Here is a 25,625-nt window from a genome sequence, read left to right as displayed (position 1 = left end):
TATTTGTCAATGAAAATGCAAAAACTTTTTAGCATTCTACTCTTTTGTTTGATGCTGGGAAGTGGCTCGCTTATGGCTCAGTCCATGAGTGACTCACAAGTACTGGAATATGTAAAGGACGGTATCCGGCAAGGTAAGGAACAGAAGCAGCTCGCTTCCGAACTGGCCCGTAAGGGTGTAACCAAGGAACAGGCAATGCGTGTGAAGCAGCTGTACGAGCAGCAGAACAATGTAAATACCTCGAAATCAACGGGCACGGACATCAACGAATCTCGCCTGCGTGAAGAAACAAAGGAAAATACTTCCGACATGCTGGAGGACCATCCCACCACTCAGGACCTTGCCCGTGGTGATCAGGTCTTCGGACGCAACATCTTCAATACCCGCAACCTGACATTTGAACCCAGTGTCAATCTGGCTACTCCCTCCAATTACCGTCTAGGTCCCGGTGATGAAGTAATCATTGATATCTGGGGTGCCAGTCAGAACACCATCCGCCAGCAGATCTCTCCGGAAGGTACCATCAATATTTCGAAGATCGGTCCTGTCAACCTCAGCGGTATGACGGTCTCTGCCGCCAATGACTATCTGAAAGCGGCATTGAATAAGATATATAACGGTTTAAACAATACTACCGACCCCACTTCGGACATCCGTCTGACACTTGGTAATATCCGTACCATCCAGATCAATGTGATGGGAGAAGTAGTGCAGCCGGGTACCTACGCCTTGTCTTCCTTCTCTACGGTCTTCCATGCGCTTTACCGCGCAGGCGGCGTGAGTGATATCGGTAGCCTCCGGAATGTGCAGCTGGTACGAAACGGAAAGAACATCGCCACCATTGACGTCTACGAATTCATCATGAAAGGCAATACGCAGGACGACATCCGCCTGCAGGAAGGTGATGTCGTGATTGTTCCTGCTTATGATGTATTGGTAAAGATCAGCGGCAAGGTAAAACGTCCTATGCGTTTCGAAATGAAAAAGGGGGAGTCGCTGTCTACCCTTATCACCTATGCCGGTGGCTTCGATGCCGATGCCTACACGCGTTCATTGCGTGTTGTCCGTCAGAATGGTGAGGAATACGAAGTCAACACGGTCAAGGACATGGATTACAGTATCTACAAAATGCGTAACGGTGATGTCGTAACCGCCGAAGCCATCCTTAACCGCTTCACAAATAAATTGGAAATCCGTGGTGCGGTGTACCGTCCCGGCATCTACCAGCTCAGCGGCAAACTGAATACCATCCGCGAATTAGTCAATGAGGCTCAGGGTCTGACCGGTGACGCTTTCCTGAATCGTGCCGTCCTATATCGGCAGCGTGAAGACCTGACCAGTGAAGTTGTTCCCGTAGATATCAGGTCTATTATGGACGGTACTTCCCCGAATCTTGCCTTGATGAAGAATGACATCCTCTACATCCCAAGTATCCATGATTTGGAGGATCGGGGCAATGTCACAGTTCATGGTGAGGTCGCGCACCCCGATTCATATCCCTATGCGGATAACATGACTCTTGAGGATCTGATCATTCAGGCCGGTGGTCTGCGCGAAGCTGCCTCTACTGTCCGGATTGATGTCTCGAGACGAATCAAGAATCCCCGCAGTACTGCGGATAATGATACGATCGGCCAGATGTACAGCTTCTCTTTGAAGGATGGCTTCGTAATAGACGGCCAGCCCGGTTTTATCCTTCAGCCTTATGATCAGGTATATGTCCGTCGCAGTCCCGGTTATCAGGCACAGCAGAACGTCGCCATTGAGGGTGAAATCCTTTTCGGAGGAAATTACGCCATGACCAGCCGTGAGGAACGTCTTTCTGATCTGGTGAATAAAGCCGGTGGTCCGACCAGTTACGCTTACCTGCGTGGTGCAAAGCTGACTCGTGTGGCTAATGCCAGTGAGAAGAAACGTATGAGCGATGTCGTCCGCTTAATGCAGAGACAGTTGGGTGAGGCCATGATTGATTCTTTGGGTATCCGCGTTGAAGATACCTTTACGGTTGGGATTGATTTGGAGAAGGCCTTGAGTAACCCTAAAGGTAATGCCGATCTTGTTTTGCGTGAAGGTGATGTGATCTCTGTTCCTAAGAATAATAATACCGTAACTATCAATGGTGCTGTCATGGTTCCGAATACGGTTTCTTATATACAGGGAAAAGATGTGGACTACTATTTGAATCAGGCCGGTGGTTATTCAGATAATGCGAAGAAGAGTAAGAAGTTCATCGTTTACATGAATGGTCAGGTGACGAAGGTGAAGGGTAGTGGTAAGAAACAGATTGAACCGGGTTGTGAGATTATTGTGCCTAGTAAGGCTAAGAAGAAGGCGAATATTGGGAACATACTGGGTTATGCTACTTCCTTCAGTTCTTTGGGGATGATGATTGCTTCTATTGCCAATTTGATAAAAAAATAACAGATATCTATCATGACAGAACAGAAACTAGCAAAAGACCTCTCATCCGTATCCAACGAACCGAAGGCTGATGAGATGGAAATTGACCTGATGGATATTCTAAGAAAAATCATCGCTATTCGTAAGACCTTATATAAGGCTGTCGGCATAGGTTTGGTCATTGGTATCATTGTGGCTTTGAGTATTCCAAAGAAATATACGGTTGAGGTAACTTTGTCTCCTGAAATGGGCCATTCCAAAGGCAATAGCGGTCTTGCATCAATGGCTGCCTCCTTCTTAGGAGCTGGGACAGGTATGAGTGGTGATGGGGTGGATGCTCTAAATGCTTCCCTTTCACCTGAGATTGTCTCTTCCACTCCTTTTCTGCTGGAGCTTTTGTCTATGAGCGTACCTAGCGGTGGTGAAGAAAGTGAAAAGATTGATTTAGGATCTTATTTGGATAGCCAGTCTTCTCCTTGGTGGAGTTACGTTATGGGACTTCCAGGTATGGCAATAAGCGGGGTAAGGGCGTTGTTCGCAGATGAAGATGAGTCCGACGGTTTGAGAAACAATAAGTTCGGTACTATTGAACTTACTAAAGAAGAGGATGAAAAAATCACTTCTTTAAAGAAGAACATAACAGCTGTGATGGATAAGAAGACTGCCATAACCAATGTTTCCGTCACTTTACAAGATCCCAAAGTTGCCGCTGTCGTAGCCGATTCCGTTGTCCATAAGTTACAGGAATACATCACAGGTTATCGTACTTTTAAAGCAAAGGAGGATTGCGCTTATTTGGAGAAGCTGTTCAAGGAACGCCGGGAGGAGTATTACGCGGCTCAGAAGAAGTATGCTGAGTATGTGGATACCCATGACAACCTGATTCTTCTGAGTGTTCGTGCCGAGCAGGAGCGTTTGCAGAACGACATGAGTTTGGCTTATCAGGTTTACAGTCAGGTTGCCAACCAGTTTCAAGTAGCCCAAGCAAAAGTTCAGGAAGAGAAACCCGTATTTGCGGTAGTAGAACCTGCGGTTGTACCTCAACAATCTTCCGGTACGAGCAGAAAGATGTATGTGATCGTCTTTGTCTTTCTGTCTGTGGCGACAGTCATCGGTTGGAAACTCTTTGGGGAAGAGTTTTGGGACAAGCTGAGGCGTGAATTTGTGTAATACGTCGTATAGAAGTTTTAAAAAAGGGAGAATATAGAATACGATCATGAAGAAATCATTGGAAAGATTTTTGCAATACACCAGCCGTAATTTTTTTAATTGTTGGCTTATTCTCGGGGTGGATACACTGATCTCCGGTTTGTGTACTCTGTCTGCCTTTATCGGCATTTATTACATTGTGGGCATCGGCTGGAATATTTTTCAGTTGTTACAGGTCACCGCTGTATCTTTGCTGTCAAGCATAATTGGTGATTTGCTTTTCAACACCTATCGCAACACCATCCGTTATTCCGAGATCAAGGATCTTTGGCGGATCACCTGTAGTGTTCTGTTCAAAACATGCTGTCTTGCCGTCTATGTGTTTTTTATATTAAACGGAGACCGCTTATTCGGCAGCCAGAATCTGGTATTTGTCATCTCCGACGGTATGTTCACTCTGATCGCTTTGATCGGTTTTAGAGTCATAGTCATCGTTACTTATGATTCTCTGATCGGTATGGTCCGTAAGACGGACACTCGTGTGTTGATCTATGGTACCGATGACAAGAGCGTTGCCTTGAAGACGCGTCTGCGCAACAGTTCGCATTACAAGATAGTCGGTTTTTGTATTTACAGTCCTGATCATAGTCGCCGTATTCTTGCCGATTCTCGTGTTTATTCATTCTCGGACAAGTCCGGTTTTAGGACGTTGATTCAGAAGCACCGTATACAGGCTGTTCTTTTTTCCCGCTATGATTCCATCAAGGAGGAAGAGAACCGTCTTCTTGAATATTGTAAGAGCATTGGTGTGAAGACTCTGATCGCCCCCTCAATCAGCGAGGCGGACGTCGATGGTCTTTTCCATCAGTTTGTCCGTCCTATCCGTATTGAGGACCTTTTGGGACGTGAGGAGATTAAGATCAACATGGCTGAAATTGCAGCGGAATATTGCAATAAGACCATTCTTGTTACTGGAGCTGCCGGTAGTATTGGCAGTGAGCTTTGCCGGCAACTAGCCCAGATCGGTGTCCGTAAACTAATATTATTTGATTCTGCCGAGAGTCCTCTTCATAACGTCCGTTTGGAGTTCGAGAAGAAATATCCTGGGATAGACTTCGTACCGGTTATCGGTGACGTTCGTGTTATTCAACGTCTCCGTATGGTCTTTGAACTGTATCATCCTCAAATCGTATTCCATGCTGCTGCTTATAAACATGTCCCTTTGATGGAAGAGAATCCTTGTGAAGCGGTCTATGTCAATGTAATAGGTTCCCGTCAGGTTGCCGATATGGCGGTGGAATATGAAGCAGAGAAGATGATTATGATCTCTACGGATAAAGCGGTTAACCCCACGAATGTAATGGGAGCCTCTAAGCGTCTGGCTGAGATCTATGTTCAGAGTTTGGGTACAGCAATAAAAGAAAGAAAAGTAAAGGGTAAGACAAAATTCATCACCACCCGTTTCGGTAATGTTTTAGGCAGTAATGGTTCTGTTATTCCCCGCTTTAAAGAGCAGATAGAGAATGGTGGTCCTGTCACTGTTACCCATCCTGACATCATCCGTTACTTTATGACCATTCCGGAAGCTTGTCGTTTGGTGATGGAGGCTGGCATGATGGGAGAGGGGAACGAGATCTTTGTTTTCGAGATGGGTGAGCCTGTAAGGATCGTGGATCTAGCTACCCGTATGATTGAGTTGGCCGGTTACCGTCTGGATGAGGACATCAAGGTAGAGTTTACAGGTCTTCGTCCTGGGGAGAAACTTTATGAGGAGCTTTTGAGTACTGAGGAGAATACTCTTCCTACTTCTAATAAGAAGATCAAGATTGCTAAGGTCCGTCGTTATGAGTATGATGACGTGTTGGATTCTTACTCTGATTTTGAGGCTTTAGTCCGAAATGTCAGGATCATGGACACTGTCGCTCTGATGAAAAAGATAGTTCCGGAGTTTATTTCTAAGAATTCACGATTTGAAGTCTTGGATAATGAGGACTCTTCGTTTGAAAAATAAATCCATCAATTTTACTTTTTTCTTAAACGGACTAAGATCATAGAAAAGTAAGCACTCAATTTAGGGTTATGAGTTAAAAGTTCTACATTTGTTGCAAACAAAATAACGATATTATGTATAGTAGTGAAGATTTAGAGAGTTTTTACTTTTAATATCAAACCGTGGTATTGTCTCGTGGAGAGTTTCTACAATATTTTTGTATGAAGAATAAAGTACCCTATAATATCTTTCAAAATGGTATAAGGATACTCATAATAAAATAGTCGAGGTCAAGGTTGACGGTATGCCTTGTGAACAGCCCTCTTGTAGTTCTACCGCTTGACAGAAATAGCGATAAGGGTGTGCGAATCCAGTTCTTTGTATAAATAATGGATTGCACATATCTCATAAAGAATCTTAGCTATCGGTAGGCTGTCACTAAAAAATATTGATTGGCTATAATATATAAATAATTTATAAATAATTACAAAAGCAAATGCTTTAGTCCTGTTACGGGGTCTAAAGTGACTACTTAATATGACAAAGAAAGTAATGTTAGTCTTCGGAACTCGTCCAGAGGCCATTAAGATGTGCCCGCTGGTCAAGGAGCTCCAGAAGCGTCCAGACGAGTTTGAAACCATTGTATGCATCACTGGTCAGCACCGGGAGATGCTCGACCAAGTGCTCCGAATCTTCGAAGTGAAGCCCGATTACGACCTCAATATCATGCAGAAGGGGCAGGATCTTACTGACGTCACTTCCCGAGTCCTTTATGGTATGCGTGATGTGCTTAAGAAGTGTCGTACTGATGTAGTCCTTGTACACGGCGACACTACTACCTCTACCGCTGCAGCTCTTGCTGCCTTCTATGAGCAGCTCCCTGTAGGTCACGTTGAGGCAGGTCTCCGTACCCACAACATTTACAGCCCATGGCCAGAGGAGATGAATCGTCAGATTACCGATCGTATCGCTATCTACAACTTCTCGCCAACCCCACTCTCAGAGAAGAACCTCCAGGACGAAAAAGTCCATGGCAACATTTACGTCACCGGCAATACCGTCATCGATGCCCTTCATATGGTAGTCGATAAGCTCAAGACTGATGTCACCCTTACTGAGGAACAGAACAAAGTGCTGCTCGAAGCAGGTTACGATGTCACTCGCCTCTTAAATGGTAAGAAGCTTGTTCTCATTACCGGTCACCGTCGTGAGAACTTTGGCAGCGGCTTTATCCGTATGGTGACTGCCATGAAGGACCTCTCCGAGAAGTACACAGATGTTGATTTCGTCTATCCAATGCACCTTAATCCTAACGTGCGCGAACCTATCCACGAAGTGTTTGGTGGAGACCTCACCCGTCCAAATTTCTTCTTCATCGAACCCCTCCAGTACCTCGAGTTTGTGCACCTCATGAGTAAGGCTAATATTGTTCTCACCGACTCTGGTGGCATTCAGGAAGAAGCACCAGCGCTTGGTAAGCCCGTTCTTGTGATGCGCGACACCACCGAGCGTCCTGAAGCTCTCGTTTTTGGTACTGTCGACCTTGTCGGTACTGATTACGATAAGATCGTCAATGAAGTCAGTACCCTTCTCGAGGATGCAGTCGCCTATGAGAAGATGTCTCATGCAGTCAATCCTTATGGCGACGGACAGGCTTGCCGTCGCATAGCCGATGTGCTCGCTGGTAAGGAGACTGACCGTTATGAGGTAAAGTAAATAACGTGAGTTGTTAGCATCCGAAAAAGTCGTATATGAAACACTCCTGAAATAGATTTCGTTTAAGTGAAGTTTCGACTATGAAATAGCAGAAAAGGCTCGGTCCGTTGCTATAGTACCTTTCACCGACTAATGGAAAGACCTTGACACATGGAACACTCTTGCCGATGAATTCCATTGTTCTATCATTAGCAATGTTGTAATAGGTGCTTATTACGAGAACACTCACGTTATCAACGACTCCAGTACCCCCCATCTATGTTGATGACTTGAATAATGTGGCTGTAGCTACTTGTCCTGATGGCATCCTTGTGTGTTGCAAAAGTCATTCGAAGGAGATCAAGAAGACAGTTGAGAACCTTATCCGCGTCCAATGTACGAGGAGGGGGGATGGGGCTCTTATTGTGTGCTTGATGACTCCACTATGAAGGAGGGCAGCATTCGTTCGCTAAAAGCATCACCCTAAACCCTGGTAAGAATATCTTTCATCAGACTCATTACCATCGTTCTGAGGGCTAGATTTTTGTAGAAGGTGAAAGGATCTTTGTGCTTGATGACAATGCGGAGAGAGTGAAGACTGGTGATACAGCCATCATTCCTGTAGAGACTTTCACTCTATTAGGGTGTTCACAAGGCTCACCTTCATTGAGGTTCAGAGCGGCAATCCGTTTGTTGAGGAGGATATTGAGAGAACAGAGAGGAAATAGAGTAAGTGATTAAGAGTTTGTGCCATATGTGATATATGAGTTTTGTTGATTATTCACTTTTGAAAAATGCAAAATAAACAAATAGGATCAATCAACCAGTTGAAAGCAGGAGCAATTCTCAATTATATTGTAATTGTTCTGAATATACTTGTCACATTACTATACACCCCATATATGCTTCGCATGATGGGGCAGAATGAGTATGGGCTATATGCACTTGTTGCTTCTGTAATTGCATACCTTACAGTTTTAGATTTCGGTATAGGAAATGCAATTGTAAGATATACAGCAAAATTTCGGGCAGAAGGAAAAATTACTGAGCAATATGAGATGTTCGGCATGTTCTTTCTTTTATATGTTGTGATAGGTATAATTGCTTTGTCAATAGGTACAGTTCTCTACTTTAATGTTGATTGTTTATTCGCCGAGACAATGTCTTTGGCAGAGCTATTGAAAGCAAGAGTTATGATACTTATTCTTGTATTTAACCTTGCTTTCACATTTCCAATGAGTATATTTGGTTCTATTATTACCGCTTATGAACGATTTACATTTCCCAAGGTCATAAACATAGTCAGAATCTTGTTGAATACCGGAGTAATGATAGTATTGCTATCAATGGGTTATAAGGCAATAGCATTGGTTGTTATTCAAACAATATTCAATGTTTTTACATTAATCATCAATTTTATCTATTGTAAAAAGAAATTGAGAATTCAAATTCTATTTTCGAATCTCAAACTATCCTTGCTTAAAGAAGTTGCCATTTATTCATTTTGGATTCTATTGGACGTTGTAATGAACCAGATATACTGGAATACTGGTCAATTCGTACTAGGGGCTATATCAGGAACTGCAGCTGTAGCAGTATTTGCCGTAGCCATACAGATGGAAAGCATGTACATGCAATTCTCTACTGCCATATCTTCTGTTTTCCTTCCAAAGGTTACTAGTATGGTCTCTCAGAGAAACGATAAAGAAGAAATCTCCAGCCTATTCATACGTACAGGAAGAATTCAAAACATCATAATGAGCTTTATGCTGTTTGGATTTATTGTATTTGGCAAAAGATTTATTGAATTGTGGGCAGGCGAAGATTATTCTGATGCATATTATATGACAGTTGCTTTTTTTGTTGCTCTCTATATTCCTCTGATTCAGAATCTTGGTATTACCATTCTTCAGGCTCGAAATGAAATGAAATTTAGAAGTTTACTATACATCTGTATTGCAGTTGTCGCTTTGGTTATTCAAATTATTTTGGCGAAGAGTTGGGGAGGAACCGGTTGTGCTTTAGCAATCGCAGGCGCTTTATTTGTTGGACAGGGGGTGATTATGAATATATACTATAAAAATAAACAATCTTTAGATATACCGAAATTCTGGAAGGAAATACTAAAGATGGATATAGTACCAATACTTATTGTCGGCATATTCTCTGTAATATTGAGGTTTGCCCCATTTGTAAACACCTGGACATCATTATTATTAACTGTTGCAGTATATGTATGTATATACGCTCCATTATATTATATGTTTAGTATGAATGAGGAGGAAAAGAATCTCATTGTTAAACCTATTCTGCGAATATTTTCAAAATGATTAATGTAATTGATAAACATAATTGTTGTGGCTGTAGTGCCTGTGCATCCATTTGTCCTAAACGATGCATTCAGATGGTTGCAGATAATGAAGGGTTTCTTTATCCTCAGGTCGATATGGATACCTGTATAGACTGTGCCCTCTGTGAAAAGGTGTGCAATGAACTGCAACCATACGAAAAACGAGAACCTCTCAAAGTACTTGCAGCTATCAACAAGAACGAGGAGATTCGACTCAAGAGTTCCTCTGGAGGCATCTTCTACATCCTTGCAGAAAAGATCATCAAAGAAGATGGTGTCGTCTTTGGTGCTCGCTTTGATGAGAATTGGCAGGTGGTAATAGATTATGCTGAGGATATGAAAGAGGTAGAAGCCTTCATGGGCTCCAAATATGTGCAGGCCCGCATGGAGAATGCATATAAAGATGTGAAGCGTTTCCTCACAGATAGTCGTATGGTACTTTTTTCTGGAACCCCTTGTCAGGTTGCTGGTCTTCACAAGTACCTTCGCAAGCCATATGATAACCTCTTGACGGTTGATTTTATCTGCCATGGTACACCAAGCCCAAAGGTATGGGGTATGTATCTCGATGAAGTTGTCAAAGAAGTAAAAAGTATCAGTAGCGTAGAGTTCCGCAATAAAGACAAGGGATGGAAGGACTTCAGTTTTAACCTTAGATTCAACGAAGGTGACAAGACAGCATCAATGCTTTCACCATATAAGCAAAATCACTATATGAAGGCATTCTTACGTGATATAATTCTTCGTCCTTCTTGTTACGAATGCAAAGCTAAGGGATGCAGCAGTCAGAGCGACATTACCATTGCCGACTTTTGGGGAGTCCACAATATCTATCCTGAGATGGATGATGACAAAGGTACCAGTCTAATACTCCTCAACACCGATAACGGAATAGATACTTTAGATAAAAAACAGGTTATTTCTGCGGAAACAAATTTTAAACGCATTAAATCACTCAATCCAGCTTGCTATCTTTCGCCAAAAGAACCCTCGAAACGCGATGAGTTTTTTGCAAGATTGGATAATGAGAATATGATAGAGCTGATAAACGAGTGTACTAGACCCACATCTAAACAACGATTATATAAAATAGTATATGATTGTACCTTGTTGATATATAATATGTTAGATCGTGTAGTGAAGGTAAAGAAGTCATTCAACTAGAATTCAAATTATTAGATGTCATCCTTGATGATCCCAGAATCATTTCGATATGCTTTAGAAATAAGGAGACTAGATGGAAATAATAGTAAAGAATGTTCATGTAAAAAATGAGTTGTGTGAATAATATTAACAAACAATGAAGGTCGGTGTATTAACATTAAGATTTCATTCCAATTTTGGCTTCATAATGCAAGCCTATGCAATGCAGTATGTCATCAAACAGTTGGGACATGAACCTTATACATACTACACTAAGGTTGTTGAGGAAAAACGTATAAATAAGGCAAAACAGGTAATTAAGAATTGCTTGCTTAAACTAATTAGAAAGTATAATGGTCCTGTAATTCCTCATTGGCCAACAAATGAAGATTACGAGATTATTGACACATACACAAACCAGTTTGTATTTGATAATATTGCATTAACCCCGTATTTTTCAAGTATTAAAGAACTTGAGAGATATGATCATCGTTGCTTTGAAGCATTCATTGTAGGCAGCGATCAAGTTTGGCGTGAGGAGTTTTCGCTCAATATTCCGACCTATTATTTTGATTTTGTCAAGCATCCTGCAAAGAAAATTTCTTATGCTGCTTCGTTTGGAGTTTCGAAGATTGACTACCCCAAATCACTGATAAACAAATGTAAGAGATTGATACGTGATTTCTCATTTGTATCAGTACGAGAAAAAGAAGGTGTGACCATCTGCCGAGAGAATTTTGGTGTTGATGCAGTACAAGTATTAGATCCGACCATGTTGGTTGATGATAAACAATATTCAAGTTTAGCGGATAAATCAACAAAAAAATATCCTGATAAATATATCATCACATACATTCTCGACGAAACTAATAAATCTACAGAATTTGTTGCTAAACTTAGCAAACAGTTAGATCTTCCTGTAGTAAATATTTTATCATATAAGAAGGGAAAGAAAGTAACCCCTTATCCTTCAATATATGATATACTTAAAGGGTTCAGAGATGCAGATTTTATAGTAACAGATTCTTTCCATGCTTCTGTTTTTTCTATATTATTCAATAGACAATTCTGTGTATTAAAAAATCCATATAGAGGTATAAGCAGAATCACTACGTTATTAAATACATTCTGTATCTCAGATAGAATTGTTGATGATACCCTACCTACAAATCAAATTGATTTTTACAATATTAACAAGATGCTTATTGGTAAGAGGACTGATTCTCTTTCACTTTTTAACAAGGTCCTAAATGAGTAGTTTAATTCATATATTTGATGATAACAAATTCTATACTCGGTTAATTCTTTTAATCTTAATCGAATTAGGGAATTTCTATTTACTGGAATCGCCATTAAATATTATGATTACGGCAATTGAAGTTGTAGTAGTGATGTCTTTGATGATAAGGAAAGATTATCCTTCTGCATTGATCTTTCATGTGATTTTTTGTTTGACGGGATGTGATGCGACATCCGCATCATCTGACGCACAATTATTCTCATATCCAGAAATTAAACTGATTGGTCCGCTCACGCTGTCGTATATATTGCTCGGCATGTTGTGGCTCGCAAATAGGAAAAAGACCATTCAAGCGCCCAAAGATTCGCTGTTGTGGGGGGTCCGAAAACTGATGTCATTTTTTTTGATCTATGGTACAGGTATCGGTGTTCTGGGCCTTCTTATCTTTAATTATCGACTCAATGACTTCATCACAGCATTCATTTACATATTTGTAGGTTATTTATACGTTGATATTTTCTCACGTAATTACGATGACAATTATCTGCATAAATGCAAGAATGCAGCTATGTCATTATTGCTGACGGCTCCGATTGTTTCATTCATATCATATTTTTTACTTAATATTCGAGTATCATATTCTGTGTTCGATGCCTTGGTGTTTAACGAGGAGTTTATTATGGGGGCTATCCTGATATTAATTCTGTTTACTGATGTTAAGTACAAGGTAGCATACATGGTATCGCTCACATTATACATCGTTTGTCTTGTCATAGCAGGACGAGGAGGTTTTTTCTTGTCTCTTTTGATATGTTTCTTGGTATTAATCTATTTTACATATTTTGTTCCAAATTCAATTCTCAAGTACACCAAGTATTTAAGAATTATATTCCCTATATTTATCATTGTAGGAGGATCTGCGATCGTAAGCTTCTTCTTATCTATCGAAGGTGGTCAGAGTCTTGCAGGAAACAAAGTTATGGAGTTGATTTCTTTGCTGGAAGCCTTGTTTACAATCGGTTCAACAGGATTCACTCTTACGGATATTTCCGATTCACCCTATATACGAGTTGCAGAGGTGTTGAATATTCTGGATAATGGTATAAGAGACCCTCTAGGTTTGATATTCGGTCATGGCTTTGGTGGAGTCTATACTGATAGTACTGGGTTATTCCGCAATGTAGATGTCTCAATTGGTGGTTTCCCTCTTGAGATTATCAATTCAGGAAGATATGGAACTGCCCACTCGTTTCTTCCGAACACTCTGCTGTTTAATGGCCTAATTGGAACATATATGCTTCTCAAAAAAGGTTTTATGTACTTGAAAAACATCAAGTATTCTCCATTATGCTTTGCAGGATATTTTCTATTCTTGTATAGTTTCTATTTCAATACATCACTATTTCTTGCAGCTACTTTCGCATTATATGCTGCAGAGTATGATATAAAGAAATATTCTAACGTGAACAATTAATACAATGAATATTCTAATAGTCGATTACATCTGTACCCGAGGTCATGTATTTTTCAATAGGATACATATCAATGCGCTAATGCAGACTGGACATAAGTTGTCGTATGTTTCCAGAAAAGGGTACTTAGAGGTTCCTGAGAATGCTGAGTACTATGAGATACCAGAAGAGTACTATTTACACCAAACAGAAAAGCAACTCAGTTCTATCCAGCATATAAAGTATGATATCAAAAAACTGCTTTATACAAAAAGCGTTGCTAACAAGATAAAGCCGGATGCAGTAGTTGTGCTAACCTACGATGCTCTATCTCTTGTATTCTTTAGGGTGAAGTGTCCTACATTCGTAATCAATCATGTAAATGTGGATTTCTTGAGTTTTTGGTACAGAGATCTTGCGACGAAACTTCTTCCGAACAATTTCATACATGTATGTTTGACAAAAAGGATACATGAGTATATGAAGTCAAGATGCAAGAACAAAAAGTCTGTTTATATTCCCCATGGATATTTGCCGGAACATATCCAAGTTAACGAGAAAGAGAATGTAGTCTTCTGCCCTACAACTTCATCCATGGATAAACATCTTTTAAACAGTATTATAAATAATGGCGAGGTAATTAAGTACTTGACAGAGCATAATATACAGTTAGTTATAAAATCAAACAAACAATATGGTAATGTTGCATCATGCATTACTATACTGAACGGATTTATTCATAAAAAACTATATCAAAAATTGGTTCAGAGCCCGATAGCAATCTTCTTGCCATATGATAAGTCATTTAATTATAGAGCTAGTGGTGTGTTTCATGAAGCACTTTCATATAACACTCCTATTGTGACTAGTGCAATACCTATTTTTGATGAGTATAAGAATTTGGTAACGTATGATTTTCAGGTCAAAAGTCCATCGGAATTCATAGCTGTAATTGAATTCGTAATGCAGAAAAGTGAATACTACCGTAATTTGGACATCTTGGATCCTTGCAAGTATTGGAAAGATTGTTTTATAGTCCAAAATAGATAATATATGAAAATCGTAATCATAGATACAAGTATTCCTATCAATACTAGGAATAGTAAAATTGAGAATTCGTTCAAAGAGATTTATCCTGAAGCTGAGATGCTGATTTTAACTTGGAAGAGAGATAAGGTAGCGTTTGTCACTCCATCCAACTATATCGTCTATGAGGCAGAGGCAGCATACGGTAATCCTACAGAGAAACTCAAGAAGATATTGGGTTTTGCTAAGTTTGCACGCAAGAAACTTCGTGAACTGCAGCCGGATGTAATCATAGCTTCACATTGGGAGTCGTTATTGGTGACTCCTTCCGATCTGCCTAATAAGCCTGTTCTTATTTACGAGAACCTAGATGTTCCAACTGGTTCTTATCTTATCCGCAAGGCAATTCAGATATTGGAGGGTAGAAAGTTGAAGAGTTTTGATTTGATTATCCATGCATCCCGATTCTTCCAGGAACTCTATCCCGAGTCAATGCCTCAGATTATACTTGAGAACAAGTCAAAGTTTGATTTCAAACAGGAGGAACAGTCAACTCACAATCCTTTCGTAGTGTCGTATATCGGTACCATCCGCTATAAGGAAATTTTGGAGCACTTTGTGACAGCAGCTTGCAGTATCGATGATATAGAAGTGAAAATCTTCGGTGATGGACATGATTTGGAGCACATAAAGGCATTCTCGAAGGGATACAAGAATATCTCGTTTTATGGTTCCTACTCGTTCTCACAGATACCAGAGATATATGGCCAGAGCGATCTTGTATGGGCTGCATACCCTAATAAAGACTATAATGTAGTGTATGCTATCTCAAACAAGTTTCATGAGTCAATGGCATGTGGCAAACCTTGCATTTATGCAGACAAGACCAAGTTGGGTGACTTTGTCAGTAGCAACAAGATGGGGTATATCGTAGATCCTTATTCGGATGAATCCATCAAAAAACTCATTTTGAATATCAAAGACAATCTCTCAGAATATGAAGCATGTAAGCGAAATATCCTGAAGAACAAGCAGTACGAAACTACTTGGGGGCAGGATTTTGCAAAAGTGGTAGATTTTATCAATCAAAAATTAGAGGAACGACGTCATGAATAGTAAGGACAGTCCGCTTGTGAGTGTAGTGATGCCATGCTACAATGCTGCTCAGTATATAACCGAATCAATAGAGTCTGTGATTGCTCAGACTCATCGGAACTGGGAGTTGATTATTGTCGATGATTATTCAAAGGATAATTCTGTTGAAATTATTCAAGACTATCAAAATAATGATAACCGCATTAAACTGATACGTAACGCAAGGCCATCTGGATCTCCTGCCGAGCCTAGGAATATTGGTATAGAGCATTCGACCGGTGAGTATATTGCCTTCCTTGATAGTGATGATATCTGGACTTCAGACAAGTTGCAAAAGCAGTTGGCAAAGTTCCAAGAGGGTGACTATGCTATAGTGTATGCAAACTACGAGGTGATGTGTGAGGATGGTTCCCGTACTGGCAAGATTGTGAAAGGACCAGCCTTTACGGACTATAAGCAATTGTTGAAATACAATAGCATAGGTTGCTCAGAGGCGATTTTCAGGAAAGAGTGTCTTAATGGTTGTCGTTTTAAGAAGATAGGTCATGAAGATTATCTCTTTTGGTTGACCTTCCTTAAGAATGGAGGTACTGCTGCAAACAGCAATGAGGTGCAGTTGATCTATAGAGAAAGAGAGTCATCTGTATCTGGAAATAAAGTAAAGGCCGCCAAGTGGACCTGGAATATCTACCGTAAGGAACTTGGTTTAAATATCCTCGAGGCATCTTTCTGTTTCCTGCATTATGTAATTAAGGGAATTGAGAGACATGTTGGAGTATAACAAATGTGTAAAAATGAGTGTCAATAATAATGGTTTTATAAACCAAGAGTGTATAGGAAGTAAAAAGAAAACAGCCTTTATTACCGTTCATGTTGGCGAAAATTTCGGATCTGCCTTGCAAGCAATTGCGACTCAAAGAGTATTGGAACAAGTAGACACAGAGCCTACTTTGATTAACTATATTCCTCCTCGAGTGACGTTTTCCGGCTTTCTGAAAAGAGGTTTAAAATCACCAAAGGACATCGTTTGTATGCTTTTGAAATTACCTTGCTTCTTGAAGAACAAGAAGATTTTTGAGTCGTTTGTCAAGAAGCATAGTAATATCTCTGTCCCTATCTATAAGGGTGATGATTTTACTAAGAAGTGTCCAAAAGCCGACTGCTACATCACTGGTAGTGATCAGGTGTGGAACTTTGTCTATAATGAGGGGTTTGATGAGCATTACTTCTTCCAAGGTATTCATGGTCGCAAGATTTCCTATGCAGCATCAATGGGAATGACCGAATTGAACGAAGATGAGAAACAATGTATGACCCAAAGCCTGAAAGACTATGACTATCTATCTGTCCGTGAAGAGAGCGGTAGAGAAGTCCTATCTGGACTTGGATTTGATGATGTGCAGGTCTTGATAGATCCCACATTGATGCTGGATAAGGATGAGTGGGCAAAATATGCATCACCCAGATTGATTGACAAGCCTTACCTCTTTGTATACATGCCATACAATGCCAGTGACGAGGAAGCACATTACAAAGTCATTCGTCAGATTGCTGCTAAAAAGAGCTTGAAGATTGTTTCCTTCTCACTTACATATCTGAAGGATAATCGTGCAGATATCACATTGCATTATCCATCACCAGCAGATTTCTTATCTTTGATGCTGTATGCTGACTATATCCTGACTAATTCGTTCCATGGAACGGCATTTAGCATTAATTTGAATAAAGACTTTGCGGCTATTAAGCCAAACAAGTTTGAGTCACGCATTACTAACATTCTGACCACAGTTAGCTTGATGGACCGTTTAGTGAATGGCCTTTTGGCATCGGAAGTAACCGATAAGATTCTCAGTACGATCAATTATGATAAGGTGAATGCAGTTCTTGATCAAAAACGAAGCGAAGCTATTGAGTATCTAAAATCGGTGATAAAATGAAAACCTATTTTCAGACAAATAACCTTGCAGAGTGCTGTGGATGTAGTGCATGCGCAACGGTCTGCCCCAAAAACTGCATAGAATTTAAGATAAATGCTGAGGGTTTCAAGTATCCTGTTAAAGATATGGATAAGTGTATTGACTGCGGTCTTTGCGAAAAGGTATGTTCTTTTTCTGATGAATACACTTGTAACAATACGCAACATCCTAAAGCGTATGCTGCTTACGATAGTCAGAACCGTGTGGGCAGCAGTAGCGGAGGATTGTTCTACACTTTGGCTAAACATATCATAGAGGATAAGCATGGATGGGTGTACGGAGCTTCGTTTGAAGATAAGCTCCAGTTAAAACATATTGGAGTAAATACTATCAAGGATCTACAGAAGTTACGCGGATCTAAGTATCTGCAAAGCGATATAGGCGATACCTTCAGACGAATCAAACAACATATCTCGAATGGAGAGTATGTACTTTTCGTTGGTACTCCTTGTTTAGTGGCTGGTTTGAAAGCGTACTTGAAATATAAGCAGAGTGAGTACTTACTGTGTGCAGATTTGATATGCCATGGTGTACCTTCCCAGTATGTTTTTGATGAACATGTCAAGTATTTGGAGAATAAGCATCAGGCTACATTGACCTCCTACCAGTTTCGTAACAACGCTCGGTGGGGAGTTTGTGAAATCGTAGATTTCGCAAACCCTAAGATCCATAAAGTGTTGCCTTCTTACGACTTGAGTCTCTATTTATATTCGTTTATGCGCTCATATACTTATCGCGAGAGTTGTTATCATTGCAAGTTCACAAAACTCCAGAGACAAGGTGACTTAACGCTTGCCGATTGGTGGGGTGTACGCTTATTCTTCCCATTGATGGATTATCGAAAGGGCGTTTCTTTGTTGTTGGTAAACAATGCAACTGGGGCAAAGGCATGGGAACAAATCAAAGACCGATGCGTATTTGAAGAGTCAAATATCGACGATGCATCCAAATACAACTGGAATCTGAATCACGTCAGCAAACGTCCCGTGGAGAGAGACACCATCTATCAGAGGATTCGGGAGGAAGGCTACGAGAAGACAATGAAGGATATCAATCCCAACAGTCATTCTACTTTACGCACTTGGATTATACGAATCAGAGAGTTGGAGATAGTTGATGATATTATCTACTATATGAGGAGGTTGATGGTGAAGATGAAATGATAGGATTACTAAAAAAAAAGCCCGCACAAAAGTCGCGTTATAGTATGGTGCAATGCAGATTTAATAGACGAAACTGATAGCGGGATTCAGATATAATACAAGATAAAGGATTGAAAAATAAAGAAACTTTGTCAAAAAAAATAACGGCAGAATGTGTCATGAGAATAATTTTACATTGTCTAAATGTATTGATCATTTGGAGAAAATATTATAAGAAAATTAAATGAACAGTAATTTATGAATTATTTATTAGTAGTTGCACATCCTGATGATGAGGTTTTAGGAGCTGGTGCGACAATAAAAAAACTTACTTCTGTAGGACATAATGTAGATATTTGTATTATGTGTACGGAAGCAAAAGCACGTGCGTTTCGTCCTGAAGATGAAGAATTAAATGCCGATCTTGATGCAAGTGCACAAATACTGGGTATCCGTAATAAGTATGAGGGGACCTTCCCAAATATTGAAATGAATAACTCTACGCATTTAAGTTTAGTTCAATTTATTGAAAAGGTTATAATAGTATCGGATTGCGATATAATAATTACTCATCATCCAGCAGATACTAATAATGATCATATGCATACAAGCATGGCTTGTCAAGCTGCAATAAGGTTATTTCAGCGTCGCACTGGGGTTAAACCATTGAAGGAGTTCTGGTTTATGGAAGTTCTTTCGTCAACAGAATGGTCTGTTAACACAAGCATGAATAGATTCCAGCCGAATACGTTTGTAGAGGTCGGGAGAGATAATGTGGATGTTAAGATTGCTGCTTTGGCAACTTATCGCGGAGTAATGAGAGCATATCCTCATCCTCGTTCAGAGGAAGCTATAAAAGGTTTGGCTGCATATCGTGGTGCACAGAGCGGAACAAACTATGCGGAAGCATTCGAGGTTGTTCTAAAAAGAATCTAATTGTTCACTTTATACTCATGGTTACTTCCTATCCATTTTTATACACTTTTCAATTTGATAACTTTCAAATTAGATAAACCAAATAATGTACAGATATTTTTTTAAACGATTCTTTGATATTTTGTTATCTCTAATTGCAATAGTAATATTGTCACCGCTTTATCTCATCATTGTCGTTTGTGTGAGGATATGGATGGGAAGTCCGATACTATTCTCACAAGAGAGGATTGGTAAGGGGGAGAAAATATTCAAGATGTATAAGTTTCGCTCGATGACTAATGCGAAGGATGAGAATGGCAATCTGCTCAATGAACAACAGCGACTGAACAAATTCGGAATCATGTTGCGTTCTACATCATTGGACGAGTTACCGGAGTTGTTCTCAATACTTATGGGTAATATGTCGATAGTGGGTCCGAGACCACTGAGAGCTTGTGACCTACCATACTTCAAAGAAAACGAAAGGGTGAGACATAGTGTTCGTGGTGGTCTAATACCTCCTGATGGATTATCGTTAGAGCCAATCACAACGTATGAAGAACAGTTTGAATATGAGGTTGATTATGTCAACAATATTTCGTTGTGGTTAGATTTGAAAGTGATATTCTACACACTCATTATACTCTTTAAACGTGTAAATGAGAATTATGGTATTGACGAACGTCCACATCTGAAGGAATACAGAATAAAACAGGGATTTGAAATAAAATAATCAACAAAATTATGGTCAAAGAAAAAATAAATGAACTGGTAGCTAAGTATGGTTCACCGCTTTATGTGTTTCAGAAGGAAGAGTTTGTGAAGAACTACCTCCATTTTGAGAAATGCTTTAAGAATTTGTATCCTAAGTATCAGTTGGCCTATTCTTACAAGACGAACTATACACCTGTCATTTGTGAGATTGTTAAGCAATTAGGTGGTTATGCTGAGGTAGTTTCAGACATGGAATATAATGTGGCAAAACGATTGGGCTATGATAACGAGAAAATCATCTACAATGGGCCTTATAAGACTGAGCTTAGTATTGAGCATCTGCTTGCGGGTGGCATTCTGAACATTGATAACATAGAGGAAGTGAAAAAGGTTTGTGTAGTTGCAGAAGCGCATACTGAGAAGCAACTGAAGGTCGGTATTCGTGTTAACATTAATATTGGTCAGTGCTTCATTTCCCGCTTCGGCATTGATAGCGATAACTCGGACCTTGATCTTGCCTTCTATTTGCTGAAAGAAAGTGGTGTGAAGGTAGAAGGCCTTCATTGCCACATCGGCCAGTCTCGTACCATTCAGGCATGGAAGAACAGAGCTGAAGTTATGTTAACCCTTGCTGACAAGTACTTTCCGGCAGAACCACCGAAGTATCTGAATTTGGGAAGCGGAATGTTTGCTGTAATGAAACCTTCGCTTGCTGAGCAATTTGGTGACAATATTCCATCTTTTGAGCAGTATGCTGCTGCAGTAGCCATTCCATTTGCTGAGCACTATGCTTCGTTGCCAGAAGAAAAGAAGCCTATTCTTTTTACAGAACCAGGCACAACAATTGTTAACAGCTATATTGACTTTGTCGGACGTGTTGACAGTATCAAGCGTATCAAAGGTCAAGACATTGTAGTGATGGATTGCAGTAAACACATGATTGGAGACATTTGCCAGATAAAGCAGTTACCAATAGATGTTATATGCTGCTCAGAAGAACAGATAGAATTGAATAATGCTAACTTCGTTGGTTATACTTGCTTAGAGCATGATGTGATGTACACCGCCTATCATGGTAAACTTGGAGTTGGCGACTATGTGGTATTTGCTAATGTGGGAGGTTACTCAAACAATTTTAAACCACCATTCATTGCTCCAAACTGTGCAATGTGTGAGCTTGACGAGAATGGAAATAGTCGAGTAATTAAGCGTAGAGAAGAGTTTGACGATGTATTCATCACTTATATTTTCTAAATATATGAGGGATTTAACTATACTTACAACTGCGTCTGGTGCGCAGTTTATGCCAGGTCTTGTATCTTGTCTGCATAACAATGGGGAACGAAAGGTGAAAGTGATTGGTGTGGATATGAAGAGTGACGAGACACTTTTACAGATGGTAGATGAATATTTCTTGGTTCCTTCAGCTTCTGATCCTCACTATGTGGATGCTTTGCTTGAAATATGTAGTAACGAGAAAGTTGACGTGTTGATGCCTTTCATGTCTAGTGAACTGGAAGAGTTGCAGAGAAGACGTAGCGAGTTTAAAGCTGTTGGTACTATGCTTTCTGTTTCTGATGGTGATGCTATCGCAATATCAAATAACAAGTTGGCACTATATGAGTTCATGGCTGTTCGCGGATTGAGAACTCCGAAATATTGTCCGGTTAGAAACCTCGAGGAATTTGACAAGGCGTTTGAATATATTGGTTATCCTCAGAAGGCGGTCTGCTTGAAAGCAACAGAAAGTAGTGGTAGTCGTGGAATCAGAATTGTAGATCCGACCAAGTCGAAGTTCGACATTCTTTTCTACGAGAAACCAAACTCTTTCTTCATCTCATACGATGAGTTAAGAGGTATTTTGGCAGAGAGGCCTTCATTTCCTGAAATGATGGCGATGGAGTATCTGCCTGGTGAGGAGTATTCGGTTGATCTATTGGCTGACAGGGGGAAGATTTTATATATGGCTGGTCGTGAAAGTAATGTAAACCTTGCAAGTATACCACAGGTAGCTACATTGAGAAAAAACGACGAAGCATATGAGATAGCAGAGAAAGTAATCGGTGCATTGGAACTAGATGGTAATGCTGACTTGGATTTCAAGTTTGACGAAAATGGTCATCCTGTTTTGATGGAGATTAATCCTCGTATTGCTGCCACCATGCAGATATTCAAAGAAGGTGGTCTGAACCTGCCTTATCTTCGTGTCAAGCAACTTATTGGGGAAGAACTGCCAGAAGTCAATATTGAATATGGTATTAAGATGCACAGAAGATACTTGGAAATGTTTGCAAGAGAATAAAAGAATGAGAAAAGTCCTTGTAATTGGTGATGACAGCTATATTGGGTGTAAAATCAAAGCATGGCTTGATGCATTTCCTTCCGAATACGATGTTGATATAATCTCATCTAGAGAAAATAAATGGAAAGAGGCAGATTATACTAAGTACGGAACTGTAGTAAATACTGCCGGTATTGCTCATATAAACAATATAACAGAAAACATGAAACCTCTGTTTTATGCCATTAATCGTGACTTACCGATTAATATTGGAAAAATTTGCAAAGAGAATGGTGTGAAGCATTTCATTCACTTTAGTTCGATGAATGTCTATGGCGATTGTTGTGATGACTTGAAGATTCGTAAGTTTGAAAAGCCGACTAGTTTTTATGGTGATAGCAAATATCAAGGTGACCTGGGGTTGAAGAAGTTGGAAAATGAAAACTTTAAGATTTCATACGTTCGGCCGCCGTTTGTTTATGGCAAGGGGTGCAAGGGTAACTACAACAACGTGGTGAAGCTTGCTTTGAAAGTGCCTTTCTTTCCCTGCTATCATAACAAGAAGAGTATGATATATATTGATAATCTCTGCGAATTTATTCGCAAGGTGATAGACACGGAATTGGATGGTGTGCTGACTCCGCAAAACAAAGAATTGGTTTCAACTTGCGATATTATTTATGAGATTGCCAAGGTACACGGCAGGAAGTTACCAACGTCAAGCATCTTCAATCCATTTATTTGGATAGCAGTGAAACTGTCGAAAAAGATACGTAGAGGGTTGGGAAACGACAACTACACTCTAGCACTATCGGATTACTTTAACTATAGCTATTGTGTAGTGAGCTTTAAAAATTCGATTAAGAATACCGAATCATAACATAATAAGATATAAATGCGAATCAGTAGTTGCCTTTGATTTATAGTTTAAAAAATAGATAAATAAATGTGATGGCAATTTTCCCATCGTATGCAAAAGAAGCTCGGATGTAGATTTGATCTTCATCGTTTTTTGAATATTTGTTTTCATTCTGTCGTAATTTTGGGTTTGAATGAATGGATTTACTGTCTGACAAGTTCGTTGATAGCCTCTGACATCAAATTCAATCTATAATTGCATGTTTAGTAAGAAGGTAACTTGGGGAATCATGAAAGCAGGTATTCCTTGGTAAAAGTGTGTATATCTTTGATTTTAAAGTATTGTTTATAGGCTCTGCAAAACAGATATATAGTTAACAGTTCCCGGTCGGTAAAGACAGGATTTGTGTTATTACTGAAACTCTGACAGTAGAACTTCAGTGAAGATTCATAAATATCGCAGATATACATATATAGTTTTATAAGTTTTAATTCTTTCTCCTAGGGAATTATAATTAGAAAAATGAATAGTTTATTCTTCTAATATAGTGTTTTTTAAGGAGACTAGAAGAATTTTTTATGAGGTAATTATCTGAATATTATAATTTTAATAAATGAAAAGGAGGTTGGTTTTCAACTACTGATTTGCATAAATTCTAATGAGATGTGATAATTGATAATCTGTTTCTTGATAACTTATTGGAGTAAGCTGTAGATTCCCTATGTTTGCGTCAAAATTATGACTTAAGAACTTCATCTGAAGATCAGTCGCAACGTATGCTTAATGCCGTTTTACCTGGTACTCAAGCTCCTATTCATAGACATCAATAAATAACAGAGTGTGCTTTTATCCTCAAAAAGGAAAGATTGAAGAGATTTTTTACGATGAAAAAGGTGTTGAATACGAGTGTTATTATCTTGATGCTAATTCTGAGTGTCGAGGATGTGTTGTTCCTAAAGGTATTTGGTATATCATTGACGTTGGATGATGTATGGAGTTATGAGTGAAGAAAAAGGATAAAATTGGTCATTATTATTTATCTGATTTTACAAGATAATTTTGGTCGGATTAGTATCTTTGCAAATCAATCATTGAGTGTATTTCTGCATAGTAATAATCGTATTGATAATAGCATATATGCTGTTCAAGAAGAAGTGTTATTATTTACATGAGGAATATTTGAAAACTAAAATGGCGTAAAATTATGATTATAGATGAAAAGTTGTTAGACAAGGTTTCAGAGAAAGCAAAAGCAAGTGAACGGCTGAGAATGAATTTTAATCTTCATGATTCTCTTGATGCAAAAGCGCAGCGTTTATTAAATGCATTGGAAATTGGTACTATACTTCCTGTTCACCGTCATCGTAATACCGCAGAAACTTATATTCTTCTTCGTGGAAAAATTCGTGTGATATTCTATAATGAAATGGGGGCTGAAACAGAATCGTTTTTATTAGATCCTTTGAATGGGAATTATGGTATTCATGTCCCTATCGGACAGTGGCACACATTAGAGGTATTAGAACAAGGTTCTGTTGTTTTTGAGGTGAAGGATGGTCCTTATATTCCATTCCAACCGGAAGATGTATTGTATTGATAAACGGTCCATTATTATTTATGTTCCTGTGAGTAGGATTTTATATAATCTTCAATTTCTTGTGTTGCAACAGTGTAAGTTAGTTGAAGCTGTTCAAAATGGGTATCTCTTGTAAAGCGACTTCTATTAGTAAGCATCGCTAATAAATTCTTGGATTTTAATTTATTACTAGAATATGTTAGCGCCCTAAAAACTAAATTATTAGTAGAGATTCCACTTTTTAAAATAGAGTATATATCGTAATAATCGCGGAAATTACTTCTACGTAACATTACTTCCATTTTCGTTCTTAATATTTGCTAATCTAAGATTATTTAAATAATTGATAGGTTTACTGACTGGAGAGTATTTAGGACAAGCATAAAATGAGAAGTTGACATCTGACACAAGATATTCTACATGGTCTATCCCTGAAGTTTACTTCTCTAGATTTGCAGCATCCCATCAAGGGATAGATCACAGCAGTATTTTCTGCCGCATCATCATTCGCAGCTTAATTTTTCCATTGTGGCTATCAATTATGATGTAAATATAGCTATTTTTAGAGAATTGTACAACTTTCTTCGCTTACCTTTTATCTCCTTTTTTTCATGTGGATTTCA

20 protein-coding genes and 1 pseudogene are annotated in these 25,625 nt (G+C 39.3%); 20 read left to right on the top strand and 1 reads right to left on the bottom strand.

The window, feature by feature from the left end:
* Positions 1 to 9: 9 nt before the first annotated feature.
* The 20 genes from K6V30_RS19960 (at position 10) to K6V30_RS19865 (ending at position 25,023) form a co-directional block, all read left to right on the top strand.
* Positions 10 to 2,421, top strand: a complete 2,412-nt coding sequence (locus K6V30_RS19960) for an SLBB domain-containing protein (protein WP_055268957.1) — start codon at positions 10 to 12, stop codon at positions 2,419 to 2,421.
* A gap of 12 nt (positions 2,422 to 2,433) precedes the next feature.
* Positions 2,434 to 3,570: a chain-length determining protein gene (locus K6V30_RS19955; RefSeq protein ID WP_055268956.1), complete on the top strand. Its 1,137-nt coding sequence runs from the start codon at positions 2,434 to 2,436 to the stop codon at positions 3,568 to 3,570.
* 46 nt (positions 3,571 to 3,616) lie between these two features.
* On the top strand, positions 3,617 to 5,560 hold the full coding sequence (locus tag K6V30_RS19950) for a polysaccharide biosynthesis protein (protein ID WP_055268955.1): 1,944 nt from the start codon (positions 3,617 to 3,619) through the stop codon (positions 5,558 to 5,560).
* Positions 5,561 to 6,076: 516 nt separating this feature from the next.
* Complete coding sequence (gene wecB, locus K6V30_RS19945) at positions 6,077 to 7,255, top strand: non-hydrolyzing UDP-N-acetylglucosamine 2-epimerase (RefSeq protein WP_055268954.1); 1,179 nt, start codon at positions 6,077 to 6,079, stop codon at positions 7,253 to 7,255.
* Positions 7,256 to 8,028: 773 nt separating this feature from the next.
* Positions 8,029 to 9,564, top strand: coding sequence for an oligosaccharide flippase family protein (locus K6V30_RS19940; RefSeq protein WP_070101304.1), 1,536 nt, complete (start codon positions 8,029 to 8,031; stop codon positions 9,562 to 9,564).
* A 74-nt stretch (positions 9,565 to 9,638) separates the two neighbouring features.
* Positions 9,639 to 10,748, top strand: a complete 1,110-nt coding sequence (locus tag K6V30_RS19935; protein WP_055268953.1) for a Coenzyme F420 hydrogenase/dehydrogenase, beta subunit C-terminal domain — start codon at positions 9,639 to 9,641, stop codon at positions 10,746 to 10,748.
* Positions 10,749 to 10,884: 136 nt separating this feature from the next.
* Positions 10,885 to 11,985 (top strand): polysaccharide pyruvyl transferase family protein, encoded by a 1,101-nt coding sequence (locus K6V30_RS19930; protein WP_055268952.1) that lies wholly within the window; start codon positions 10,885 to 10,887, stop codon positions 11,983 to 11,985.
* Entirely contained in the window at positions 11,978 to 13,441 is a 1,464-nt protein-coding gene (locus tag K6V30_RS19925) for a hypothetical protein (protein WP_055268951.1), read from the top strand. Before K6V30_RS19930 ends, K6V30_RS19925 begins: the two co-directional genes overlap by 8 nt.
* Positions 13,442 to 13,445: 4 nt before the next feature.
* Complete coding sequence (locus K6V30_RS19920; protein WP_055268950.1) at positions 13,446 to 14,468, top strand: hypothetical protein; 1,023 nt, start codon at positions 13,446 to 13,448, stop codon at positions 14,466 to 14,468.
* 3 nt (positions 14,469 to 14,471) lie between these two features.
* On the top strand, positions 14,472 to 15,560 hold the full coding sequence (locus K6V30_RS19915) for a glycosyltransferase (RefSeq protein ID WP_055268949.1): 1,089 nt from the start codon (positions 14,472 to 14,474) through the stop codon (positions 15,558 to 15,560).
* Positions 15,553 to 16,320, top strand: a complete 768-nt coding sequence (locus K6V30_RS19910) for a glycosyltransferase family 2 protein (protein ID WP_055268948.1) — start codon at positions 15,553 to 15,555, stop codon at positions 16,318 to 16,320. Before K6V30_RS19915 ends, K6V30_RS19910 begins: the two co-directional genes overlap by 8 nt.
* Positions 16,321 to 16,333: 13 nt before the next feature.
* Positions 16,334 to 17,476 carry a polysaccharide pyruvyl transferase family protein gene (locus K6V30_RS19905; protein WP_070101308.1) on the top strand — a complete coding sequence of 381 codons (1,143 nt, stop codon included), beginning with the start codon at positions 16,334 to 16,336 and terminating at the stop codon, positions 17,474 to 17,476.
* Positions 17,473 to 18,678 (top strand): Coenzyme F420 hydrogenase/dehydrogenase, beta subunit C-terminal domain, encoded by a 1,206-nt coding sequence (locus K6V30_RS19900; protein WP_055268946.1) that lies wholly within the window; start codon positions 17,473 to 17,475, stop codon positions 18,676 to 18,678. Before K6V30_RS19905 ends, K6V30_RS19900 begins: the two co-directional genes overlap by 4 nt.
* Before the next feature lie 237 nt (positions 18,679 to 18,915).
* A complete protein-coding gene (locus tag K6V30_RS19895; RefSeq protein ID WP_055268945.1) occupies positions 18,916 to 19,593 on the top strand; it encodes a PIG-L deacetylase family protein in 678 nt (225 codons plus the stop codon).
* An 85-nt stretch (positions 19,594 to 19,678) separates the two neighbouring features.
* A complete protein-coding gene (locus K6V30_RS19890) occupies positions 19,679 to 20,305 on the top strand; it encodes a sugar transferase (protein ID WP_055268944.1) in 627 nt (208 codons plus the stop codon).
* Positions 20,306 to 20,316: 11 nt separating this feature from the next.
* The gene (locus tag K6V30_RS19885) at positions 20,317 to 21,540 is read left to right on the top strand and encodes a type III PLP-dependent enzyme domain-containing protein (protein WP_055268943.1); all 1,224 of its coding nucleotides are present in this window, start codon (positions 20,317 to 20,319) and stop codon (positions 21,538 to 21,540) included.
* Between the two features lie 4 nt (positions 21,541 to 21,544).
* Positions 21,545 to 22,588, top strand: a complete 1,044-nt coding sequence (locus tag K6V30_RS19880; protein ID WP_070101307.1) for an ATP-grasp domain-containing protein — start codon at positions 21,545 to 21,547, stop codon at positions 22,586 to 22,588.
* Positions 22,589 to 22,592: 4 nt separating this feature from the next.
* The gene (locus K6V30_RS19875) at positions 22,593 to 23,447 is read left to right on the top strand and encodes an NAD-dependent epimerase/dehydratase family protein (protein ID WP_055269033.1); all 855 of its coding nucleotides are present in this window, start codon (positions 22,593 to 22,595) and stop codon (positions 23,445 to 23,447) included.
* Between the two features lie 704 nt (positions 23,448 to 24,151).
* Entirely contained in the window at positions 24,152 to 24,256 is a 105-nt protein-coding gene (locus K6V30_RS25415; protein ID WP_220388364.1) for a DUF6016 domain-containing protein, read from the top strand.
* A 374-nt stretch (positions 24,257 to 24,630) separates the two neighbouring features.
* Complete coding sequence (locus K6V30_RS19865; protein WP_055268941.1) at positions 24,631 to 25,023, top strand: WbuC family cupin fold metalloprotein; 393 nt, start codon at positions 24,631 to 24,633, stop codon at positions 25,021 to 25,023.
* Positions 25,024 to 25,037: 14 nt separating this feature from the next.
* On the opposite strand, the pseudogene K6V30_RS19860 reads toward K6V30_RS19865, so the two are convergent.
* A pseudogene (locus K6V30_RS19860) lies at positions 25,038 to 25,431 on the bottom strand (nucleotidyl transferase AbiEii/AbiGii toxin family protein); the annotation flags it as partial.
* Between the last annotated feature and the right edge of the window lie 194 nt (positions 25,432 to 25,625).

Origin of the sequence: Bacteroides faecis (assembly GCF_020091505.1) — a bacterium.
Classification (GTDB): domain Bacteria; phylum Bacteroidota; class Bacteroidia; order Bacteroidales; family Bacteroidaceae; genus Bacteroides; species Bacteroides faecis.
This window is presented reverse-complemented; position numbering and strand designations above follow the sequence as displayed.